This is a genomic window from Jeotgalicoccus sp. ATCC 8456 (assembly GCF_016313225.1).
Lineage (GTDB): Bacteria > Bacillota > Bacilli > Staphylococcales > Salinicoccaceae > Jeotgalicoccus > Jeotgalicoccus marinus.
This window is the reverse complement of record NZ_CP066224.1, coordinates 279640-303118: the sequence shown is the minus strand read 5'-3', so window position 1 is coordinate 303118 and position 23479 is coordinate 279640. Positions and strand designations below refer to the sequence as shown.

At 35.9% G+C, this 23479-nt stretch carries 25 protein-coding genes and 1 riboswitch; of the genes, 7 read left to right on the top strand and 18 right to left on the bottom strand.

Features of this window, described 5'->3' with window-relative positions:
* Complete coding sequence (locus tag JEM45_RS01640) at positions 1 to 978, bottom strand: aspartate-semialdehyde dehydrogenase (protein ID WP_198687626.1); 978 nt, start codon at positions 976 to 978, stop codon at positions 1 to 3.
* An 85-nt stretch (positions 979 to 1063) separates the two neighbouring features.
* A riboswitch (Lysine riboswitch) is annotated at positions 1064 to 1245 on the bottom strand.
* A 64-nt stretch (positions 1246 to 1309) separates the two neighbouring features.
* Positions 1310 to 2911 (bottom strand): ABC-F family ATP-binding cassette domain-containing protein, encoded by a 1602-nt coding sequence (locus tag JEM45_RS01635; RefSeq protein WP_198687625.1) that lies wholly within the window; start codon positions 2909 to 2911, stop codon positions 1310 to 1312.
* Between the two features lie 169 nt (positions 2912 to 3080).
* Between JEM45_RS01635 and JEM45_RS01630 the strand changes: the two genes are divergently transcribed.
* Positions 3081 to 3956, top strand: a complete 876-nt coding sequence (locus tag JEM45_RS01630) for a CvfB family protein (protein WP_198687624.1) — start codon at positions 3081 to 3083, stop codon at positions 3954 to 3956.
* Positions 3957 to 4355: 399 nt separating this feature from the next.
* Here JEM45_RS01630 and pepF read toward each other — a convergent pair whose 3' ends face one another.
* A complete protein-coding gene (pepF, locus tag JEM45_RS01625; RefSeq protein ID WP_198687623.1) occupies positions 4356 to 6161 on the bottom strand; it encodes an oligoendopeptidase F in 1806 nt (601 codons plus the stop codon).
* Between the two features lie 129 nt (positions 6162 to 6290).
* Between pepF and JEM45_RS01620 the strand changes: the two genes are divergently transcribed.
* The 3 genes from JEM45_RS01620 to JEM45_RS01610 all read left to right on the top strand — a co-directional run bounded on the left by JEM45_RS01620 (position 6291) and on the right by JEM45_RS01610 (position 8069).
* Complete coding sequence (locus tag JEM45_RS01620; protein WP_198687622.1) at positions 6291 to 6611, top strand: DUF2651 family protein; 321 nt, start codon at positions 6291 to 6293, stop codon at positions 6609 to 6611.
* Positions 6612 to 6736: 125 nt separating this feature from the next.
* A complete protein-coding gene (locus tag JEM45_RS01615; protein ID WP_198687621.1) occupies positions 6737 to 7342 on the top strand; it encodes a TetR/AcrR family transcriptional regulator in 606 nt (201 codons plus the stop codon).
* Positions 7343 to 7433: 91 nt separating this feature from the next.
* Positions 7434 to 8069, top strand: coding sequence for a hypothetical protein (locus JEM45_RS01610; protein WP_198687620.1), 636 nt, complete (start codon positions 7434 to 7436; stop codon positions 8067 to 8069).
* Between the two features lie 54 nt (positions 8070 to 8123).
* On the opposite strand, the gene JEM45_RS01605 is transcribed toward JEM45_RS01610, so the two are convergent.
* The 6 genes from JEM45_RS01605 to JEM45_RS01580 all read right to left on the bottom strand — a co-directional run bounded on the left by JEM45_RS01605 (position 8124) and on the right by JEM45_RS01580 (position 13438).
* The gene (locus JEM45_RS01605) at positions 8124 to 8480 is read right to left on the bottom strand and encodes a YflT domain-containing protein (RefSeq protein WP_026866266.1); all 357 of its coding nucleotides are present in this window, start codon (positions 8478 to 8480) and stop codon (positions 8124 to 8126) included.
* Between the two features lie 185 nt (positions 8481 to 8665).
* Complete coding sequence (locus JEM45_RS01600) at positions 8666 to 8971, bottom strand: hypothetical protein (protein ID WP_198687619.1); 306 nt, start codon at positions 8969 to 8971, stop codon at positions 8666 to 8668.
* A 102-nt stretch (positions 8972 to 9073) separates the two neighbouring features.
* Positions 9074 to 10321 (bottom strand): peptidoglycan bridge formation glycyltransferase FemA/FemB family protein, encoded by a 1248-nt coding sequence (locus tag JEM45_RS01595; RefSeq protein ID WP_198687618.1) that lies wholly within the window; start codon positions 10319 to 10321, stop codon positions 9074 to 9076.
* Positions 10322 to 10344: 23 nt separating this feature from the next.
* Positions 10345 to 11607 (bottom strand): aminoacyltransferase, encoded by a 1263-nt coding sequence (locus tag JEM45_RS01590; RefSeq protein ID WP_198687617.1) that lies wholly within the window; start codon positions 11605 to 11607, stop codon positions 10345 to 10347.
* 243 nt (positions 11608 to 11850) lie between these two features.
* Entirely contained in the window at positions 11851 to 13098 is a 1248-nt protein-coding gene (locus JEM45_RS01585; RefSeq protein WP_198687616.1) for an aminoacyltransferase, read from the bottom strand.
* A 196-nt stretch (positions 13099 to 13294) separates the two neighbouring features.
* Positions 13295 to 13438: a hypothetical protein gene (locus JEM45_RS01580; RefSeq protein WP_198687615.1), complete on the bottom strand. Its 144-nt coding sequence runs from the start codon at positions 13436 to 13438 to the stop codon at positions 13295 to 13297.
* 105 nt (positions 13439 to 13543) lie between these two features.
* Here JEM45_RS01580 and JEM45_RS01575 point away from each other — a divergent pair, with 105 nt between their 5' ends.
* Both JEM45_RS01575 and JEM45_RS01570 read left to right on the top strand, forming a co-directional pair.
* Positions 13544 to 14206, top strand: a complete 663-nt coding sequence (locus tag JEM45_RS01575; RefSeq protein ID WP_198687614.1) for a helix-turn-helix transcriptional regulator — start codon at positions 13544 to 13546, stop codon at positions 14204 to 14206.
* Positions 14206 to 14547, top strand: a complete 342-nt coding sequence (locus JEM45_RS01570) for a hypothetical protein (protein ID WP_235678885.1) — start codon at positions 14206 to 14208, stop codon at positions 14545 to 14547. The genes JEM45_RS01575 and JEM45_RS01570 overlap by 1 nt, the downstream gene beginning before the upstream one ends.
* 76 nt (positions 14548 to 14623) lie before the next feature.
* Here JEM45_RS01570 and JEM45_RS01565 read toward each other — a convergent pair whose 3' ends face one another.
* From JEM45_RS01565 to JEM45_RS01555, 3 genes are all read right to left on the bottom strand, one after another.
* Positions 14624 to 15403: an acetoin reductase gene (locus JEM45_RS01565; RefSeq protein WP_198687612.1), complete on the bottom strand. Its 780-nt coding sequence runs from the start codon at positions 15401 to 15403 to the stop codon at positions 14624 to 14626.
* Between the two features lie 770 nt (positions 15404 to 16173).
* Entirely contained in the window at positions 16174 to 17445 is a 1272-nt protein-coding gene (locus JEM45_RS01560) for a Y-family DNA polymerase (protein ID WP_198687611.1), read from the bottom strand.
* A 316-nt stretch (positions 17446 to 17761) separates the two neighbouring features.
* Complete coding sequence (locus JEM45_RS01555; protein ID WP_198687610.1) at positions 17762 to 18130, bottom strand: VOC family protein; 369 nt, start codon at positions 18128 to 18130, stop codon at positions 17762 to 17764.
* A gap of 146 nt (positions 18131 to 18276) precedes the next feature.
* Here JEM45_RS01555 and JEM45_RS01550 point away from each other — a divergent pair, with 146 nt between their 5' ends.
* Positions 18277 to 18372, top strand: coding sequence for a type I toxin-antitoxin system Fst family toxin (locus JEM45_RS01550; protein WP_185125675.1), 96 nt, complete (start codon positions 18277 to 18279; stop codon positions 18370 to 18372).
* 63 nt (positions 18373 to 18435) lie between these two features.
* Here the strand turns inward: JEM45_RS01550 and JEM45_RS01545 are convergent, their stop codons facing one another.
* From JEM45_RS01545 to JEM45_RS01520, 6 genes are all read right to left on the bottom strand, one after another.
* Positions 18436 to 18789: a DMT family transporter gene (locus JEM45_RS01545; protein WP_198687609.1), complete on the bottom strand. Its 354-nt coding sequence runs from the start codon at positions 18787 to 18789 to the stop codon at positions 18436 to 18438.
* A gap of 9 nt (positions 18790 to 18798) precedes the next feature.
* On the bottom strand, positions 18799 to 19107 hold the full coding sequence (locus JEM45_RS01540; protein WP_185125673.1) for a DMT family transporter: 309 nt from the start codon (positions 19105 to 19107) through the stop codon (positions 18799 to 18801).
* On the bottom strand, positions 19108 to 19644 hold the full coding sequence (locus JEM45_RS01535; protein WP_198687608.1) for a TetR/AcrR family transcriptional regulator: 537 nt from the start codon (positions 19642 to 19644) through the stop codon (positions 19108 to 19110).
* A gap of 153 nt (positions 19645 to 19797) precedes the next feature.
* Positions 19798 to 20976 (bottom strand): M24 family metallopeptidase, encoded by a 1179-nt coding sequence (locus JEM45_RS01530; RefSeq protein WP_198687607.1) that lies wholly within the window; start codon positions 20974 to 20976, stop codon positions 19798 to 19800.
* Positions 20977 to 21002: 26 nt separating this feature from the next.
* The gene (locus tag JEM45_RS01525) at positions 21003 to 22670 is read right to left on the bottom strand and encodes a glutathione ABC transporter substrate-binding protein (protein WP_198687606.1); all 1668 of its coding nucleotides are present in this window, start codon (positions 22668 to 22670) and stop codon (positions 21003 to 21005) included.
* A gap of 156 nt (positions 22671 to 22826) precedes the next feature.
* Positions 22827 to 23420 carry a YdcF family protein gene (locus JEM45_RS01520; protein ID WP_198687605.1) on the bottom strand — a complete coding sequence of 198 codons (594 nt, stop codon included), beginning with the start codon at positions 23418 to 23420 and terminating at the stop codon, positions 22827 to 22829.
* Positions 23421 to 23479: the final 59 nt, after the last annotated feature.

The following is a 23479-nucleotide window of genomic DNA, read 5'->3' as shown; positions in this document are numbered from 1 at the left end:
TTATTTATTATCGATTAGCGTTTTAAGAATTTGAACTGTGTTTTGTGCGGCACCTTTAAGTAAGTTGTCTCCGACACACCATACGTGGAAGGTGTTCTCGAGCGTTGGGTCTTTTCTAATACGACCGACGTAAATCTCATTTTTATGGGATGCTTCAAACGGTGTAGGGTAGACACCATTTTTAGGATCATCCATCAAGACAATGTGTGGTACGTTTCTAAAAGCATTCCTAACTTCTTCTTCTGTTGCTCTCTTTTCTAAAGTCACATTAATCTGAACACTGTGACTTGAAATCACCGGTACTCTCACACAAGTTGCAGTGACCTGAATATCATCATTTCCAAGAATCTTTTTCGTTTCATCAATCATTTTGACTTCTTCTTTTGTATAACCATCTTCTAAAAAAACATCAATTTGAGGAATCACATTGTTATATATTGGTTTCGGATATGTTGTCGGTGCTTCACCTTTTGCACCTTCTTCTAAATCCCTAATGCCACCTGCACCTGAACCAGATACTGATTGGTAAGTTGCGTAATGGACACGCTTGATACCAAAGATATCGTAGAGTGGTTGTAAGGCAATGACAGATTGAATTGTTGAACAGTTCGGGTTCGCTATAATCTTTCTATTTAATCTAGGCTCATTAATCTCTGGAACGATGAGATCGATATCATCCTTCATTCTCCAAAAGCTTGAATTATCGATAATGATTGCGCCATTGTCTTCAAAAAGTGGGGCGAACTTTTCACTCGCCCGCCCACCTGCACTCATGACGACATAATCAAAGCCCTCCTTTGTTTTATCTTCCGTTAATTCTTCGACAATGTAAGTTTGTCCTTTAAACTCAACTTCTTTACCACTTGAACGCTTGGATGAAAATAAGACCAAGTCATCAAAAGGGATTTCATATTGCTCAATCATTTCTAACATTTTTGTACCTACAACACCTGTTGCACCAACTACTGCTAATTTCATAACATGCCTCCTAGTTTTATAAGTACAATCAAAAATGTAAATAAAAAAAACAAGCCTGGGTGACCAGACTTGTTTAAAATTTATATACAAGTGATGCACTCCATTATCCGTGAAAATAATGACAAATCCTTAGCTCTTAACCTACGAATCCAACGAGTGGTAGCTGCGTTTCTACCATTCATTTCGGCATCTCACCCTTTAGTCATATACACTTTCGCAGAAGTTAAGTATATGAGTACTCATGATTGATGCGCCTCATCTTAATAATATTTAGTTTTTGTCGTTAGATGTCATTATACATAAGGTAATATTCAAAGTAAACAGAAAGTTCTTATTTCTTGATAATTCCTTTTTCAACAAGGTAATCTTCATAACCAATTTCCTTAACGATTGCCTTGTTGTCAGAGATGTCTAAGACTGTGTTTGAAATTGTATTGATGAACTCTAAGTCGTGTGATGTAAAGATCATAGAACCTTTAAATTTCTTCAAGCCATCGTTGACCGCAGTAATGCTTTCTAAGTCTAAGTGGTTTGTTGGCTCATCAAGTAGAATGACGTTAGCTTGAGATAACATCATCTTACTGAGCATGGCGCGTACTTTCTCTCCCCCTGATAATACGCTCGCTTTTTTCTTCGCTTCTTCACCAGAAAAGAGCATGCGACCTAAGAAGCCTCTTAAGAATGTTTCAGTCTGTTCTTCTGGTGGTGCATACTGACGCAACCATTCAACAAGACTTAAGTCCACACCTTCAAAGTACTCAGAATTATCTTTAGGGAAGTAAGATTGTGATGTTGTGACACCCCAGCGAACTTCGCCTTCATCAGCCTCAATTTCTCCAGCTAAAATACGAAGTAGGGTCGTTCTTTGTAATTCTGATCCACCTGTTAGTATGACTTTACTATAAGGTGCTAAAGTAAATGATAGGTTATCAAGTACCTTTTCACCGTCAATAGAGTAGGAGAGTCCAGTAACTTGTAAGAGCTCATTACCGATTTCTCTACCTGCAGTAAAGTTGACAAATGGATAGCGACGAGATGAAGGTTGAATATCTTCAAGTTCAATCTTATCAAGCATCTTCTTACGGCTGGTTGCCTGTTTAGATTTTGAAGCATTGGCAGAGAACCGAGCAACGAAGTCTTTTAGTTCCTTAATCTTTTCTTCTTTTTTCTTATTTTGGTCTTGGGCCATTTGTAGGGCCATCTGACTAGATTGATACCAGAAATCGTAGTTTCCAACATAGACTTTAATCTTACCAAAGTCTAAATCCGCAATATGTGTACATACATTATTTAGGAAGTGTCGGTCGTGGGATACGACGATTACAGTGTTTTCAAAATCGATTAAGAATTCTTCTAACCACTGTACCGCTTCAATGTCTAAACCGTTGGTCGGCTCATCGAGTAACAGTACATCAGGATTACCGAATAGACTTTGTGCTAAAAGCACTTTTACCTTTTGTGTATTATCAAGTTCAGACATGTTCTTATCAACTAAGTCGTGAGGAATTCCAAGGCCGTGGAGTAGGGACTCTGCATCACTTTCTGCAGTCCAACCACCCATTTCACCAAATTCTCCTTCAAGTTCAGCCGCTCTAATACCGTCCGCATCTGAAAAATCAGGTTTCATGTAGATTTCATTCTTTTCGTTCATGACATTCCATAATTTCTCATGGCCCATCATGACAACGTCTAAAACTCTTGTGTCTTCATAACCAAAGTGATCCTGTCTTAAGAACGCCATGCGTTCGTCTTGTCCTAAAATTACGTGGCCATCTGAGTCAACTTCACCAGTTAATACCTTAAGAAATGTAGATTTACCAGCACCATTTGCACCGATTAATCCGTAGCAATTCCCTGGTGTGAATTTAATGTTTACATCTTCAAAAAGCTTTCTATCTCCAAATCTCAGACTCACGTCGCTTACTTGCAGCATGTGCATTCTCCTTTATATTAAACATTCGTTTTAAAAGTTTACATTCATAAGCGATGATACCATAAATATGATATTATTGGAATATAGTTAACCTTTGAAACCAATAAGGCTATTGCTAAAATAGAACTTAATAGTTTAAAACAATTTGTGAAATAAATGAGGACTTAAAATGACTAAAATATCAGGTACAGTACAATTTTTAAAAGTAATCAAAAAAGAAGGCTCGACGTATCATCTTGTAACTGAAGATGAAAAGTATATCCGCATGAACCGTTCAGAAATCGAAGAAGACTTGGATTATGATATTGACGAAGAAGTACCGGTCTTTATCTACCCAAACCGTTCAGGTGAACTCTTCGCAACACCTAAAATCCCGAGCATTACAGCCGACAAATTCGGCTACGCACGAGTGAGCGAAGTCAATCGTGATGGGGCATACTTAGACATTGGCTCACCACGTGAAATCCTCATTCCTTGGATTGACTTACCACGTATGAAGGAAGTTTGGCCAGCTGTCGATGATATGGTCTATGCGACGATTCGTGTTGAGGCAGATGATCAGTTGTACGGGCGCCTAATTACTGAAACAGAAGTAAGTGAAAAGTTCCAGAAATTAACTCGTGAGGACTATGAATCACTCGGTAACAAGTGGTTAAAAGGGCGTCCGTACCGTTTACTGAAAGTCGGAACCTTCCTGATTTCGGATGAAGGCTACAAGGTCTTCGTTCACGAGAGTGAAAGAGAGCAAGAGCCTCGACTCGGGCAAGAAGTCTCCTTTAGACTGATTGGCATTAATGACAAAGGTGAAGTCAACGGCTCCTTCCTAGAAAAATCCTATAAACGTCTAGGTACTGACGGAGAACGTATCGTCGAATACATGCAGATGCATGATGACATGATGGAATTTAACGATAAAAGTTCACCCGAAGATATCAAACGTGTCTTCAACCTATCTAAAAGTCAGTTCAAACGCGCTTTAGGTGGATTATTGAAAGAAGGACGCATCGAGTTTGTTAACGGCATGACACACTTGAAAGATAAGTAAATATATTGGTTCGAGAATACGTACGCGCCAATGTGATTTACTCGTTGGCGCGTATTTGTCTTTTCGCGCCATCGTGACCCGCTCATTGGCGCGTATTTGTCTTTTCGCGCCATTGTTATCCGCTCATTGGCGCGTATTTGTCTTTTTGCGCCATTGTGATCCGCTCATTGGCGCGTATTTGTCTTTTCGCGCCATTGTGATCCGCTCATTGGCGCGTATTTGTCTTTTCGCGCCATTGTGATCCGCTCATTGGCACGTATTTGCCTTTTCGCGCCATTGTGATCCGCTCATTGGCGCGTATTCTCATTTATGTACCGTCGTCAATTCCACGACGACACGTAACAATCCATATATAATAAAAAAGTATGAAATCCATCAAAGGATTTCATACTATATAAATTATTTACCGATTTCTTCAGTCAACGCTTCTAATTGATCAACGAGTTCTCCGATATAGGCAATTGTATTCTCTAATGGTTCAGAAGTTGTAATATCAATGCCGGCCATCTTCGCTAATTCTACTGGGTCTTCTTTACCACCCGTCTTAAGCACATTTAACCAATCATCAATAGCTGGTTGGCCATCGTTTAAAATACGTTTGGACATTTCTGTTGCAATTGTTAATCCAGCTGAATAAGTATACGGATATAGTCCCATATAGTAGTGTGGTTGACGCATCCAAGTCAATTCAGCACCTTCAGTGATTTCAACATCTTCACCCCAGAACTTCTCAATGACTTCACGTTTTAATTGATTGAGCGTCGATGCAGTCACTGTCTCATAATTATCAACACGCTTATAAACCTCTCTTTGATAAGCTGCCTCAAGTAGGTGAGTGACAAAGTTATGATAGTAAGTTCTTGAAATAATTGAACTGATGACCCAACGTTTAAATGCAGGATCTTCAGAATTCTTCAATAAGTGATTGGCCATCAACATCTCGTTCATCGTACTTGGCGCTTCGATAAAGTACATCGATGGTCTTGTATCAAAAATATTTTGTGCACGGTTCGCATTATAGAAGTGACCCGCATGACCTAATTCATGGGCTAAGACAAATACTTCTTCCATTAAAGAAGACCATGAGATTAAAATGTACGGATGACTGCCATATGGACTAGAACAGAAAGCACCTGTTGATTTCCCTTTATTTTGAACGAAGTCGATCCAACGTTCATCGTAGGCTCTGTTGATCATATCTGTATAATCTTCACCCATAATACCAAGGGCATCTAAAATATATTTTCTTGATTCTTCTACACTAATCTCTGGCTCTGATTCTGGATCTAACGGAATCTTTAAGTCTTCATATTTCATAGTGTCTAGGCCGTGAACATCTTTTAGTAACTTCGCATAACGGCGCATATGTGGGGCTAATTTTTCAGTAATCGTATCAATCTGTCTATCGTATAATTCACGATCAACTTTTTGTCTGTGTAATAAGTAATCAATCACAGAGTCAAAACCACGTAAGTCTGCTTCTGCTTTTTCACGTTTTAAGTGAATATCATAAGTCCCAGCCGTCGTTTCTTGGTATTGTCTTAACGATTCCGAGAATTTTTTGAATGCTGCACGACGGACTTCCTTATCAGGATTGGATTCTAATCCACCTTCAAACGCTAGGTAAGATAAAGAATATTCCTCACCATTAGCAGTGAAGGTACCAAAATCAATGTCTAGTAATTTTGTTTTTTGATATAAATCATAAGGTCCCGCAAATACAGAAGAGAAAGATGCGAGTGCTTTTTCTACATTTGCATCTAATTGATAGGGTTTAGAACGCAATAAATCCGCTATAAAGTTTGCGTATTCTGGTTGTGTATCCCCAATTTCTTTAAGGAATGCATCATCTTTTTGGAGTAGTTCGCTATCTAAAAAGCTTGTTTTTGAGCTTAAGTCTGTCTGCAGATTCCCAGTTAATCCACCAAGTTTTTGTGCGTCGGCGTCACTTCTGTCTTCGGATAATCGAAGGTTAGAGTATGTACCAATTAAAACTGTTGTCTCTAAAATTTTGCGATAATCGTCAATGGCTTTAATTGCATGTTCTACCGAATCAAGTTTTCCTTGATGTAAAGATTGAAACGCATCGATTTGTTTACGTGCTTCTTCAATTGCATCTTGGCAAGCGTCATCATTTTTAAATATAACCGATAAATCCCATGTGTAATTCACATCGACGTCTGAACGGTGCTGTAATTCTGACATTAAATCATCTCCCAATATTATTCATTTGTTTCTATAGTTGTATTATACATAAAATTTTGAATATTGTATAACTTACGATAAATGAATGATTTTTAGAATATTGGGTATATATTTCTGGAGGTGAGAATAATGATTGATGATGTACAGTTTTATATTTATACACTTTTAGCAGTTATTGTTTTAAGTATACTTGTCGGATTTTTACCTAAAAAATACTATATTATGCCGATTATCACTATTGTTGTCATGGGTGCCTTGGCATTTATTCTGCCTAATTTCTATTCAAATCTTGAATGGCAACCACTTTTAGGATATGCAGTGTTCTTAGCAGTTTTATCGTTAATTATTTCTGTATCTATGTGGGTGGCTAAGAGAAATAGAAGAAAGGCCAAAGAGGTTAGAGAAAGAGTATTGAGAGAATCCGAAGAAGAAAAAGCCCGTAAACGCTAATTATTTAGTGTTTATGGGTATTTTTTGTGGGAATAAATTTGACAATTACACATTATTTTTATATTATAAAATTGATTAACCGTTCAAAATAAAAAATAATCATTCAAATTTAAGGGTGTTAAGAGATGGATAGTAGACAATATTTAATATCAGATGCACGTAAAGAACAGGTGATTAAAGCATCCATAGAGGTGTTATCTGAACTTGGATATCACAAGACGAGCTTGTCTAAAATAGCCAAAGAGGCAGGTATTAGCACAGGGTTAATCTCATACCATTTTGATGGAAAAGCTGACTTGATGAGAAATACATTGAAGTATTTAGTAGAGAGAGAGCAGACTACTATAAAGGAAGCTGTAGAAAAAGAAGACTCATATACGAATCGGTTGATAACCTTTATAAAAGTAAGCTTGAATTACCAACATCTAAATCAAAAAGATAATCATGCTCTATTAGAAATTGTATTCAATGGGCGTACTGAAGATAATGTACCGTATTATTTAGTAGAGATTGATGAGGATGATGAGAACCAAGTAAATGATTTATTAAAAGATCTATTAAGTAAAGGACAAGAAAATAAGGAATTTACCGACTTTGATCCAGATGTTATTGGGGTCATTATTCGCGGTGCGATATCCGGTTCTGTTAATTTACCTCAGTATGAGCGTAGGTCAGATCATGATGATTACAGTGAAAAAATAGTTCAAAGTATTTTAAAAATGATTAGGTAAAAATAGAGGCCTATTGTAAATAACTCAAAATCTAAAAAAGTAGGTGTTTCCTATACTTGGTTTAACTAAGAAAAGTAGACGACGTAAGCAGATGAAGAAAGTAAAAGCGGGCGATGGTCATCTTTTGAAGCCTTATAGAATTTGGAATATATTTACGCATTCGTTGTTTCACTTAGAAATTACCAATAAAGCGGATAGGAACACGACTTACTACGCCTTAAAATCTAGATATTTTTCAGAAGAACCTTCAGTAGACCTATATAAAGAAGGAAGACACATTGCTTTTTCTAAACTCCCAGCTGTATTTCCAGTTGATGATGGCATGATCGAAGTTAAAAATAGTACGAGTGGTATCAATAAAATTAATTATGTTTCTGATCAAGATGCGATTTTCTCAGTCTATCCTGATAAAAACTCGGTAAGAGGATTTAGAAGAGGGTTTCATCAGCGGTTTCCAGTTATCAGTAATTTTATCGGTATGTTAGCAATAATTATCCTGTTAGTTTCACTTGTATTAACTGTATTACAGTTGACAGAAACACTAACAGAAATTCCGTGGGTGGCTGAAAATATTGGTACCTTTACATCGCCGATTTCTCTGTCGCTTTGGGAAAACTTTGCTGTCGCGATTATAGCCGCAACAGCAGCAACCGAACGTGCATTCATGTTAAAACGGCATTGGCTGATTGACATTGAAGCAGGTAATGGATTCACAGGAGAACAATAGTAACTTAATCAAATAAGCCATATCCCAAAAAGTAGGGGATATGGCTTTAAACATTTATCCTATTAGTGCTTCTAAGTCTACACCATATGATTCAGTGACAATTAGGAATACTGCGCCTTTGTCTAATTCTGCTTCATATTCTGATGCTTCTTCTTTAGAAAATCCGATGCTTTCGAATTTATTTCTTAATTCGTCGCCTTGTTTTTCAAAAGTAGATTTAACTGCATCAGCTAAACCTTGTTCTTTTGCGCCAATCGTGTTGGCTTCAGCATTTTTTGCAATACGATCTGTACGATCGTCATCATGTGTTAATACATAGATATTTTCTTTATCAATCTTGTTTGATTTTAAGATATTGATATCTTCCTGAATTCTTTCATCGTCATGATAAACTTTAAAGAATGGTGCCATATTTAAAACCTCCTAAAATTTAATCAATCATTTACATATATTATTTATCCGAAATATAAAATATTAAACATCATAATCACGTGAAAAGGGTTCTATTCTGATAAACACATAACTTCCTATAATATATGTTATGTAAACTTTAATATGAATTTTAAAATAAGGATTAAATATCTCAAATCTAACACTTAATCCCATTCTTCATACAATTGCATATCTTTTATTCTTTCAAAGTCATCATAATCTACTGAAAATGTTTTCTCATCTGAGTTTGCAATACTATCACTTACAGTGAGTTCATCAATTACATCGTACAATGACTCAATCTCATCCAAGGCAAATTCGTATTGTGCTTTACTCATTAATACACCAGTTAATCGATCTCCATCCATGACATGTACAACGCGTTTTTCTTTCTCTGCGGTCTCAAATGCACGATTTGGCTGTTCTTTTAGTTCACCAAGGTCAATATTAATTGGTTGTGATGAATCCACAATAATGCCTCCTTATTTATATTTAGTGTACATTTACCCACTTAAATGTCTTTTAGTCACTTATATAGAAAAAACCAGAACTTTTCAGTTCTGGTTGTCAAGCTATATTTTTCCTAATTTTTTTGCTAATAAATAAACAGGCTTATTAAATACCTTATCAAAGGTACCTGGTAGTTCTTCTATATATGGTGTATAGCCACGCTTAAATCTAAACACACCGTAATCCTTGGAGTCTTCTGTAAAATCACCAGTTAAACCGAAGAAATTAAAGCGTTTCAGACCTAATTCTTTCGCTTTTTTAATCATTTCCCAAGTAGCAAAGTTCGTTCCTTTAAAGAAGGATAATTCTGGATAACTACCACTAAACAGATACACCATCTCTTGATTATTGTAATAATACATACCAACAGATAGGTCGAGTTCTGTACCGAATTCTGCCTTGAAACTTTCCATCTTTTCTATACGCTTATCTTTACTTGCCAATTGTTCTTTGTGTTCATTAATACGTTTTTTCTCACGTTTTGTTGCTGTACCATTTGCTGTTTTTTCTTCAATTTCAGCGATATTATTAAGTTCTTCTTGGCGTTCAGCTTCTAATTGAGTGAGATACTTATCCACATTGACATGGGTTAAGACTAGAAACATACGGTCTTTAAGAGTATTTAAGAGGTTTTTAACCTTCTCTCTTGGCACTGGATCAAAACCGATTCTTTCTTCTGTTTCCTTATAAATATCTATAAACTTATCATATTGATCTTCTTCTAAAAGTCTTAGTTCTAAAGGCATAAGCTCAGTTTGACGAGTATTGTAACGCGTCGTTGTATCCATCTGTTTTAAGATGTCATCTAGCGGCTTATCCACATCAATCACTGCTTGATATCTCAGGAGCTCTTCAGTGATAAGCTCTGTTGTAAAACCATGATGGTTATATCCTAAGTCTTCATAGATTTTAATAATATCGTGATTATTTCGGCTATCATCTTCTATTATGTTTCCGTCATGGTCACGCATTTGATAGACCATATATGGCGAGTGAATCATTTGCAGTGCACCATTTTTCTTTGCATACTGGTCAATTTCTTTTAAGAAAAATTCTAACTTATCATTAGAAAAATCTTGTAATAAAGGCCCAGTGTGGGATGTAAACAGTCTAAATTTCTTTAGAACAGATGTCGCACTCAGCATGGATACACCAATGACTGTTTCATTGTCAAAGAGCCCTAAGAGATGGGTCTCATTAACCTTCGAAATGTAATCATAGAACATTTCGTCATGAAAATAGTGCATATGACCATCATAATCCTTAAGAAATGTTTTAAATTCTTGTTCTGATATTGGTTTTACTTCCATTTCTGGACCAACCCTTCTCTATTTTACTTATTGAGTCCGAGTTTTGCTTTCACTTTATAAACGTTGTGTTGGAATGGTGCAATGACTTTTACAAAGTCACCTACAAGTTCTTCAATTTCAGCGTTAAATCCACGCTTAAATCTATACACACCATAGTCCTCCCCGTCTTCTGAGAAGTCCCCACTGACACCATAGAAGTTATATCTGTCGATATTATTATCTATACAATACTTCATCATTTCTAAGTGCATCTTGTATGGCCCTACAAACTGTGGGTATTCAGACGTACTCGCACCTGAATTATAAACGAGTTCATAAGGTGTTTCAAAGTAGATTCCAGCAGCAAGATCTAAGACGTTGCCTTCCTTATCATGAATGACTTTAGCCTCTTCTAAATCTTTCGTTAAGTTTGCTACTTGTTTTTCTAACTCTTTAATCTTGTTGAGTGTTTTATCGTTTTTGTTTTCTTTAGCTTGCATGGTAACTAAACGACCTTCAACATCTTCTAATTCACTCGTTAAATTAGCGACATATTTGTCTAGCTCAATATAAGCATATGGAATTAAAACCTTGTCTCCGTATGCTTTTTTAAAGTTTGAGAAATAGCGTTTTGGATCAGGGTGTGTAAAGAAGCCTTGACGTTCAGAAGTATCAGCATAAAGCTTCACAAACTTATCAATCTCATCCACTTCTAAGAGTCTAAGCTCTACGCCATACTTTTGAACCTTTTTCATATTGCGTTTACGCTGGGAATCGAATGATTTAATCAATTCCTGCTCGTTATTAAATGGAGACATATCTAGGACACTCATCCAACGCGCTTGAGATGTTTTAGAATAGCCACGTGTGAAGCCTTCATGTGCATAACCAAGAGACTCTAAAAGCTCGATGACATCATCTTTTGGTTCATAATCCGTTTTTTCATTAACATCCTTGTCGTACTTTTTGTAGATCCAGTTTGGATCGACTTTAACGTAAGAACATTTATTTTTACTTAAATAATCCGTTAAACCTTCAAAGAAGAATTTAACGAGGTCGAGGTTGTGGTAATCTAAGACCGGTCCACGGTTAGAGTAATAGAAATACTTACCCATTACCGTTGGCTGTAAGGTGAATAGACAAGCAGCAATGACTTTGTCACTATCGTCTTTCACACCGACTAATTTTACCTCTTGCCCATCCATTTCACGGTTCTTTTTATTTTGTATCATCTGGAAGAAGGCTGACTCATGCCCTTCCTCTATAAAAGATTGATATTCCTCATCAGTAAGTTCCAAGAATTTCATAATTTCACTCTCTCTTAAAAGTCTTCTTTTAATCAATAAAATATTTTACCTTCTTATATGCATTAATTCAACTATATCACAGTATGAGGTAAGTTTAGGCATGATAAAGTGCTGTTTAGTGGACAATGTCGTGGGACATCTACCAATATACTCATCTTATAAGTCAATGAAATCTCTCTTCTACCGAAAAAAACAGCACCACAAAAAACAGCGTGAAAAGTAATTTTCACGCTGCTCCCCATCCTATCCTCTTATTTTATTAATTGCTTGATAGGCTTTATAAGCTAGTCCATTGATTGGCTTAATAAAGTCCCCGATGTACTCATTAACGACCGCATTAAAGCCTTTCTTAAATTGTATAACACCATAGTCTTCGGCATTTTCAGTGAAATCTCCACTGATTCCATAGAAGTTGTATTGGTCTATACCTTGTTCTAATGCGTATTTAATCATGGTCCACTGAATGAGATATGATCCCGCAAAGTGTCTAAAGTCATTGTCTGTTCCACCGGAAAGGTAAGTTACTTCGTGTGGTGTAACAATGAAGTAGGCACTGGATAGTGGCAATTCTTTTCCATGTGTCTGTAGGAGTTCTTCCCCTTCTTGTAACTTCGCATCTATGTTTTCAATTTGTTCTGATAGATTCTTAATTTTGTTTTGATTTTTCTCGTTGTCTGGATCTCTGTCTAAGGCTTTTTGTGCCTTATCTATATTCTTTTGCATCTTAGTTTTGTCATTAGCAATGGATTCAGTATAGTCTTCAAGGTCGACATATACCATTGGAATCAAGACCTGGTCTTTAAAGTATTTCTTACGGTCAATGTAGAAACTGTCATCTCTATCGAAGAAGGCTTTCATCTCTGATGTATCTTTCATAAATTTACGGAAGATATCGATATTGTCTAAGTCTAAATATTTAATGTGTAGTCCGTGCTTCTCAGCCTTCTTAATATTTCTTCGTCTAAGGTTATCCATGTCATCAAAGACTTGTTTTTCGTCTTTATCTGTTAAATCTAAGACAGAATGCCAACGTACTTGCACAATCGGGTCAAAGCCGTTTCTAAAGCCGTCATGATTATAGCCGAGTGCTTTAAAGTTATCGAAGATATAGTCGTTTTCCATACTTTCAATAATCTCGCCTTCGTGATTACGTTTGTTAATCACTTCATAAGGGTCAACTCTAAGATATAATACTTTTTTCGGTTTTAAGAAGTTTGTGAGTCCTTCAAAAAATGTATTGAATACCGCTTCATCACTATAATCTAAAACTGGTCCTCTGTTTGTATATGCGTATTTAAAAACCTTCATTACCGGTGTTAAAGTGACTAAACACGCTGCCTTTACTGTGCCTTGATCTTTCACACCGACTAAATAAGTCTCGATGCCACTGTCTACTTTTAATTGGTAGTTCTCTTCAGTTTGAGTGAAATGACTGAAGTTCTCTCTCGTAAAGTCATTAAACTCAGCTAAACTTAATTCTGTAAATTGCATAATGGCACTCCCGTTCATCAATTCTTAATCTCTAATATAGTAACAGATTTCACAAGTAGTTTCATCTCAAAGCAAAATCAAATTTACCTTATTAAACGAATTCCCTAAAATCGTTGAGTTTAGGCATAATTTTAGTCGATAAAAATAGCTGCTATCTGTATGAAAGATAACAGCTAAAATTTAGACTAAGGTCAATTTATTTTCTTTGTTCTTCTTCTCTTTTCATAAAATTCTTATGGTCAAAATGTGTGGTTAATTTTGCTGTCATTATAGCTGCCATAATCGCCACTGATGATGTAATAATAGTCGGAATCAAATCAATACTATTTATATTATCCATTTATATCCTCCATTTTATTTGCTATATTTCGTCCATTTAAACGAATTATATAAAATTCGCTTTTTTAGGCTAATTGATGTATACTGTCTTTATTAGTTTAAGGAGATGGTTCCTATCTTATCTATGTTGATTATGGATGTGTCTAATAGCACTAAGGCCCCAGCGGAAATTTATGATCATCTTGCTTTTACCGAAGAAAAATTACAAGAATTAAATACAAATCAAAATAAAATATATGTTAATTATCGCATGGGAGATGAGTTATTCATACTCTCTGATACGGAACATTACACTGCCCTCTTGTCGCTTTACGTCAAAGTTCTATGGCCCGCTTCGGACTTCCCTTTAAAGTGTAGCTTCCATAGTGTGGATATTCCTTTTCCGGAGGGTAACCCTGAGCATTGGAATCATCCGTCTATTAAAACGGTTCGAGAGTCGCTTCAATCTATAAAAAAATCAAACATGCAAGATTTCTCGAGTCCGCATATGACGAAGGGAATAGAAATTGCCTTAATGTATGCGACGGATATCTTTAGAGATTTGACTGAAAGTCAGCAAGAAGTGATGCAGTATTATCTAACGGGTATGAGTCAAAAGGATATTGCAGCAAAGACAAATAAGTCTGTGGCGACAATTTCTAAGCATGTCCAACTGTCACGGGTGAAGCAATTAACTGAGATTATTGATTATGTAAAATCTACCTATTCACTTAACTCAGAAGTGCTTGTAGAACAACTCCGTGATATTACCGCGTCAGGAGGAAAATGATGACTTTATTAATTATTGTTGGTGTGATTTTCTATCTACTTAGCGGCTTCTTTATAAAAATCATCTTAGAGATTTTATCTGGTGAGAAAAATACAGAAACCGACCGTATTGGAATGACGATCGGCTACTGTGAAAGATTATTAACGATTGCATTTGTAATGTTGAATCAATACACAGCATTAGGACTCTTAGTTGCTGCGAAATCTATTCTCCGCTTCTCTGGGGATAAATCCAGCGAGTTTGTTAGAAAAGAAAGTGAGTATGTTTTAGTTGGGACCATGATGTCACTTGTCTTTGGTATTGTGAATGGCTTGATTTTTATGTTTGCGTTTAGCAGTTAAAAACTTCGGACAAGGTCAATTCTTAATATTGACCTTGTCCGATTTACCTTCATTATTTTCTTTGAAAATTCTAAACTTATCTGTACAACATACCACCGTCTGTAATAATAGCTTGACCAGTTATATATCCAGCATCTTCAGATGCTAAGAAAGCGACTAAGTTAGCAACATCCGTAGGTTCTTGTGTTCTACCTAAAGAAATTGAGGAAGAATATTGCTCAAGTGCCTCTCCTTTCTTAGTACCAATAACATCCATAAATTTCTCATCTAGTCGTTCCCACATTCCAGTTGCAGCAATACCAGGGCAATAAGCATTGACAGTGATATTATCTTTCGCAAATTCTTTAGACGCAACTTGCGTGAGTCCACGCACTGCAAATTTCGATGCACTATAAGCAGCTAGGAAATCAAATCCTTCATGGCCCGCAATACTCGCAGCATTAATTATAGTTCCACCTTTTCCTTGTTTCTTCAGTTGTTTAGCAGCTGCTTGAATTCCATAAAATACACCTTTGACATTGACATCTAATACAAAATCAATATCTTTTTCAGTGATATCTTCTATTTTTTCAACTACACCTTCTACACCTGCATTATTTATATAAGCATCAATTTTCCCATATTCTTCTACTGCCGCTTCAATTAACGCATCATGATCTTCTCTTTTAGTTACATCTGCTGCTTTTGCAAGAACATTATAACCTTTTTCTTTAAACTCACTTAAAGTTGAACTTAATGCTTCTTCATTCACATCACTAATAACAACTTTAAAACCTTCTTTGCTCAACTTTTCTGCTATACCTTTACCCAGTCCTTGAGCTGATCCTGTAATGACCGCAACTCTTTCATTAACCATTAAAAATTCCTCCTAATCTGTAATATATTCCTATAATTTTATCTTACAGATATTTTTTGGAATTTTCTAATATTTAACTCAAAATAACAGAAACAATCTGGTTTCATAATTGTCGACCTCAACTCTAATCTTATCCCTATAAATATAGATGGTATGTACATTCTCGTAATTTTCCTGGGCTTGATAGGCTTGTCGATTTATATAAGTTCTCGTCAGACAAAATATAAAGATTTAAAAGAAACCTATTTATAACAAAGAAATACTACGATTTATGTTGTAGTATTAGTGATTATATTAAATATCGTATTTCCCGTCTCCGACGAAAGTTTTTTTAGAATCAGCCATCCAGTCTTTTGGATGTTAATTTTAGTCTCTTTTTCAGATGTATATAAAACTAAACAGCGATTAAATAAGTATGATTCTGAAAATATAAAGACCTGACTTTCAGCACTGAAGGTCAGGTCTTATTACATATAATCATCTAGCCTCGTTTTATAAAAATAATATTCTTACTAGTAATATTCCAATAATATTAATGCCTATCGTAGAGAGGCTTAATTTTTTAGCGCTTCCCTCACCTGATTTGCTGATGAGTAAAATCACGACACTTAAAAGTGCTAAAACTATTGCGATATAGAATGGTGAGCCTAGTGGTGAGAGGTAAATATTATTAGGTTGATTTGCTGCAAACGTGGTAATTAAATATATTAAATTGATTACAGATAATATCAATATACTTATCCGCATATCATCACTTCCTTATAATGATTCTACCTTTTATGCCCCGCTATTAAACCTTCTCTTAATTTCAAGGTAGAGGCTTCTGTACAGCTGATGGCTCTCATAATAGAGAGTTGGCCATATTTTTCTTTCATGTCGTCTATGGTCTTCATTAGTGCTTCTTCTCTTAAGAGTTGGTCGGTGTCTTGAAAGAGTGAGATTTGTTTGGCACTGTCTGGTATAAAGTTCGATAATGAGACCGATATGGTTCGATAAAGTGCATAGGGATCTGCCATTCTACTTAAATGTTTCCAGACTAATTTCATAATGTCCATTTCATTATTCGATCCTACATTAATGGTGAACTGTTTACGGTAAACATGACCGTCTTTGGTTCCGACTGTAAAGTGAACGGTTCTCGCGAGTTGTTTCATCAACCGCATTCTGTGGACGACTTCATCGATATGTTCGAATAAGACGACATAGGTTTCTTCGAAGCGGTAGTCTCTCATGAGTATTTGACTTTTAGCAATGGACGGTGAATGGACAACGTGCTTTTGACTAATCTGACTAAAATCAATGCCGTTTGCATGGAGATGCCAATCAACACCAATAATACCAAAGTCTTTTTTCAAATAAGTATAGGGATAATTTGCTAGGTCCCCTACGGAAAAAATTCCACGTTGATTGAGTTTCCTTTCGCTGCGTCGATTAATCCCCCAAAATTTACTGAGTGGTTTTATCTTCCATAGTTTTTCTGGTACGTCTTGATAACGCCATTCAGTAATACCGTCTGGCATGTGTTTCGCTTCTATATCTAAAGCGACTTTACTTAATAAAAGATTGCCACCGATACCGATTGTCGAATGAATATGTGTTTTTTCATAGATTTCATCCTGAATCATTTTAGCGAGTGCTTTTGGGCTATCTGCAAATAGATGATAGCTATGGGTGACATCCATAAAGAACTCATCGACGGAGTATTGATGAAAGTCTTCAGGCGCGACATATTTTAAAGCAATCTCTGAAATACGTTTGGTGTAATCTAAGTACACTTTCATCGACGGATTGATAATGTAAATATCACTTCTACTCGGGATTTCAAATAGTCTAGAACCTGTCTTAATACCGAGTTTCTTTAACTCAGGTGTCGCTGCGAGTACGACAGATCCGATGCTTTTAGTATCCCCTACGACTGCGAGTTTGACCTTCATAGGATCGAGCCCTTTTAAGATACAAGAGACACTAGCAAAAAAGCTTTTTAAATCTACGCAGAGAATATCCTGCTCAGGACAGAGATGATAATTATATAATTTATACATATAGACCCTCCTATATCGAACATATGTTCTATATTAGCATGGATGGTCATATTTTTTTAGTATTAAAACTTAAAAGGCATATAAAAACACCAAATGGCTTTTTAGGCACTTAGTGTTTTGAATGATGCTGTCTAATCATCGACTTTTAAATCGTTATAATCTTCTACAGGAAACAAAAAAACCACCAAATGCTCTTCCCAGCATTTAGTGGTTTGGTGAAGCCATGAATACTATTTTTGTTACTTATAATTTAACATATGCAGAATTATATTACCAGTTTGAAGTATTTATTTCATTCAATCGTTCTAATATATAATTATAACCACTCTAAGAATTCTAATCGATTGCCAAATGGGTCATGAAGATAGAATCGTTCTGCACCTTCTAAGCTGTTATCTTCTATAATCTCTACATCTAGTTCCATCAGTTTACTTCTTAAATCTTTTATATTTTTAACTTCAAAGGCTGGATGTGCTTTCTTAGCGGGATGAAAATCATTTCCTACTCCGACATGTAGTTGATGGTGGCCGACTTGAAACCAAACGCCGCCTCTTTTAGCTAGCTCCTCAGGCTTTCTGATTTCCTGGAAGCCTAACTTCTTACCATAGAATGCTCTTGCTTCATCTTCTTGATTTTTTGGTGCCGCGACTTGTACGTGATCGATACCTTGATAAGAATATGCCATTCGAATCCCCCTTATTTATTCAATAATAACATTAATTTAAAGGATAAAAATCACTTCACATAATAGAACATACGTTCTATTTTTGTTATAATTATTATATCGCCTATTCTTCCCGGGCGAAATCTATCCGGGAGGGGGTGAAGGCCATGGATCCTATTTTTGTGTATTTTGTTGGACCGATTGTCGTCGGTTGCATCGTCCAACTGTTCAAGCACTGGCTTGAATTACAAAGAAAAGACTAGGCGATAAGCACTAGAGCCCCGACTTGTTCTTCCCGACATGTCGGGGTTGTGTTATGCCCTAATTTAAACGACAGTTTCTTCTGTCTCTTCTTTGTTACCTGACATATTCATCACAATGACACCGACAATAATAATAACTAAACCACTGATATTGATTAAAGTTAATACTTCATTAAATAAGAAGATACCGACTATGGCAGTACCAACTGTACCGAGTCCTGCCCAGACGCTATAGGCGATACTGAGTGGAATGCCTCTTAAAGCGATGACGAGTAATGTAAATGATATCGCGTAACCGATAAATAAGGCAATGGTCGGTCCAATAACTGAGAAGCCTTGAGATAGGTTTAGCATAGATGTTGCGAACACTTCAAATAATATTGAAACAATTAATATTGAAAAGTATTTTAAATTCATATTTTCTCCTTACACTCTCATTAAGACAACACCAGCAATGATTAAGATGATGCCGATGAGTCCATTTTTTGTAATTTGTTCTTTAAATACTAAAAATCCGACCATGGCTGTGAATGCTGTACCTACCCCGCTCCAAACAGCGTAGGCAAAGCTTAATGGCAAGGTGACGACAGCGAGTGATAGTAAGAAAAATGCGAGTATATAACCGCCTGCAATGCCGACAATATAGAGTTTATTATCATTTGTAGCTGTCATTTTCATCATGGTGGTTCCGAATACTTCAGACAGGATGGCACCGAGTAAATAGATGTAAGGCATTTATATCACTTCCGCTTCTAGAGTTTGAATGTAGTTGTTAATGATTTTTTCCATTTTTTCTTTATAGAAAGCACTGATTTTATAGGTTAAGGTAAACCAGATACCGTCGCATATCATTCTGAGTTCAAAAATTTTGTCTGGATCACCTTGATCGTTTTTAAATGATTGATCCCAAAGATTGGATGTCTCTTCCCATAGTGCTTTACTTGAACTGTCTTCATGTGAAGAGATAAAGACTGCAGGTAAGAGTATGTTTTCAGAGTCATTGATGTAGTCAAGTGTGGCTAAAGCATAGGCTCGAGTATAACGATATGGTCCACTTAAATTAGAAATATGTGTATCGATTCGATCATCAAATTCTTGAATGATTTTTTTATTCATATTGAGTAGGATATCTTCTTTACTGTCAAAATGATAAAGTACCCCACCTTTCGTTAACTTAGCTTTCTCAGCTAAATAACTCATAGTCAGTTTTTGAATCCCTTCGTCATTAACAATTCGTGCGGCTTTTATTAATATTTCATCTTTTTTCGTCATGTGTCTATCTCCTATTACTATACTGAACGTTCGGTACAGTAATTATGACAAATACCTATAAAAATTACAAGAAAAATATTTAAAAACTTGTTTTTTGCATAAAAAATTCCCCTCGTACGTTGAATACGTATGAGGGGATAATCGATATATTAATCAACAAATTAGAGAGTCAATATCTCTTGGATAATAGGTGAGCATTTCCATTCCTGTTTCTGTAATTAGTACAGTATCAGAATGTCTAAATCCACCTAGACCTTTGACATAGATTCCTGGTTCTACGGTGACAACCATACCGGGTTCCATGATTGTGTCGTCTCCTAAATCAAAGAAAGGTGCTTCATGTCCTAACAGTCCAATATTGTGGCCAGTATGGTGTTTAGCCAGATCTGTAATACCCGTTTCTTTATAGTACTTTTGAACAGCTTCTTCTACAGTGGAATATTTCTCTCCTGGTTTAATGGCATTAAATGCAACTTCTTGTGCATCATACATATATTTAAAATACTTCTCTTGATCATTATTATATTCACCTACAAACATCACTCTTTCAAGTTCACTGTGATATCCAAACACATCAGCGGCAGCACCAGTTACTAAGGTATCGCCTGTTTTAAATACTGCATTTTGTGTCACAGCATGAGGAAATGCAGATTCAGCACCAATCTGACCTCTATATATAGCATAAGCCGTTTTTCCATGTGGTTTATAACCTGGACCTAAGGTTTGCGTCATTGCCATTGTTGCATCAATGGAAGCTCTATTCGTAACTTCTATCTCTTCTTTTCCTGCTTCTGTATATTTTTGAAGTAGTTTGTGTGCAAGATTTCCCCATCGACAGGATTCTTTAATTAATTCAATTTCGTTATCTGACTTAATAAATCTCATTTCTTCTATAATTGTAGAGATTGAAATAAATGACTTTGCAGTGATGAGCGTATCAACACTTGGACCTCTATAACCGTTAGGTGATCCATATCCGATTGAGTCATAACCAATATTTTTGTTTTCAAATTTGTATTCTTTCAACACGTCTTTAAAATATTCCATAGGGTGTCTTAAACCTGGATATTCAGGATAAGAATGAACCTCATCAATTACACTATATTGTTCAGTATGTTCGTGTTCTAATGATGGTACGAATAAATGATATTTTTCGCTAGGATCTACAATCAAACCCATCGGTCTTTCTGTAGCATGAAAGTGAAAACCAGTCAGATAAAATATGTCTGTTACTGAAAATATAATTGCACAATCACTACCTTGATTTTGAAATCTCTTTATAAATTCCTTTTGTCTTTGTCTAAATTCCTCTGTTGGAATTTTTAAAATCATACTTCCACCCCATTTAAATTATATTATTACTCTCTTGTGACATTGCGTAAGTCTAGTAGGTTGTTGTTATCAATTTTTAGTCCACTAATATTACTTTGATATGCATTTAAGTTTTCAGGGTATCTAATGAAAATCGCTGGAGCTTCATCAATCAGAATTTCTTGAGCTTGTTTGTAGATTTCTTCGCGAGCGTCTTCATCTGATTCTTTTTTACCTTCATCTATAAGTTCATCAAATTCTTCATTAGAAAAGAAGGAACGGTTACCAGCGTTACCAATCATATCTGAATGGAAGAGTGTTGATAGTAAATGGTTAGGGTCTGCAGGTGGGTTTGACCACCCTAGAACGAACATGTCATGTTCCCCATTTCCAGTCATTTCTAAATATGCACCCCACTCAACTTGTTCTATATCGATGTTTATGTTTAACTCGGCTAAGGACTCTTGCATCCAAATCGCTGTATCTAAGCGTTCTGGATTATCTTCATTAACCATAATCGTTGCATCAAAGCCGTCTTCATAACCCGCTTCTTTTAAAAGTTCGCGTGCACGGTCCATATCATATTCCAGTCTTTCTAAATTCTCATCATAACCTAAAGTCACTGGAGACAAGGGACCAATTGCTGGTGTTCCAGATCCGTTAAATACACCGGTTAGAACTGCTTCTTGATCGAAGGCATGGGTAATGGCTTGACGTACTAGCTTATTATTAAATGGTTCTTTTTCAGTATTGATACCGATATAATCTATAGCGAGTGCATCTGTTTTTTCTAAAGTAAGATTTTCATTTGATTCTATTCTGTCTATGTTATTAGATTCAGACCTCGCGATGAAGTCAGATGTGCCAGTTTCTAACTCTGCTATTCTAGAGTTGGTTTCTGAGACAGCTTTAAACTCTGCAGAATCTATAGTTGGTGGTCCATCCCAATAATCTTCATAAGCAACAAGTTTTGTCGTTTCACCTGGGTTACGACTGTCAAACTGTAGATACCCTGTACCTACTGGCTTTTGTTCTACAATGGCTCCAGTAGAATTGCTAATTTGTGAAGCAATCTCTTCGTGTTCTTCTCCACCAATTTTACGTATTTCATAGTACTCTTCTAGAGTAGTGTCTAAACCAGCTTCATCTATTGCATTTTGGTAATCCTCATCAATCAAATCTTTACTAAGCATCTTCCCTGCACCATGTGATAAGTTACCTAATAATGGTGAGAATGGATATTCAGTGACAATCTCAACTGTGTAATCATCTATGATATTTACTTCTGAAATCATTTCTAAAATAAATTCTCTAGGAGATGCTCTCGCAATATCCTGAACGCGGTCTATGTTAGCTTTTACCACTTCAGCATTGAATTCGGAACCATCATGAAATGTGACATCTTCACGTAATTTAAATTCCCAAGTTGTTTCATCGATTTGCTCCCATTCAGTAGCAAGTCCTTCCACAATCTCCATATTCACATCGTGTTTTACTAGTCCTTCATAGATTGTATTTCTCACTTGTTCTGAAGGGACATCTTCACTACCATGAGGGTCCATAGAAATTATATCTGTTGGAAAAGACATAACCAAATCTCCGCCTTCAGCTTCTGCACTTTCTTCCCCATCTGGAGTAACTTCACTGTCATCACTACAAGCTGATAAAATTAGTAACATGATTACTAGCAGTGTAAAGCAAAAATACTTTCGCATATATCTCCACCCTTTTAAAATATGTAAACGCTTTAAACTCCGTTTAACCAAATATATAATAGTTATAAAATTTCTTCAATAGAGAATAGTCTGTTAATTTAAGTGATAAGTCTCTAAATAATAAAAAAACCTGACATTAAACATAAAAGTTTAATATCAGGCCTCTTTACCTTCGTATGCATCAGACACATCTATAAGATTATACAAACCAAGTCTATAACCCCACAGCTTGTAAAATTCACTGAACCAGATTCTTTTAGCATAAGGTCTTTCATACCATTTTTCTCCATTATCACCGAAAGCTGCGATATAGGTCAGTTCATATTGCCCGTCATTGACTCTGTCATAAATCATTTCAGACCGCTTCAAGTGATAGTCGCTTGTCACCACAAGTGCACTGTCAAAGCTATATTCTTCCATTAACTTTATAGTTTCTGTTGCATTAGTGTAAGTACTCGTTGCATTATGTTCTTCTATAATCCCAGACTGTGGAATTCCTAGTTCAATTGCGTACTCTGTACTTTGTGAACGGATCGATTCTATTTCTGGAGAAATCATTACATAATCTGCATACCCATTATGATATAGTTCTGCAGCTTTCTCTATTCGACCGCTATCACCACCAAGCATTATAATAACATCTGCTTTTTTAGGTGAATCAGTCTTATTATGATTAAAGCTATCTATAATTACGACCATCATCAACATTAATGAAATACATATTAAGATGACTGCTATTTTTATTTTCATGGTTATCTCCTAGTAGTGTTAACTCTGTAACATGAATCATAATAGCACAGCTAGTTTAA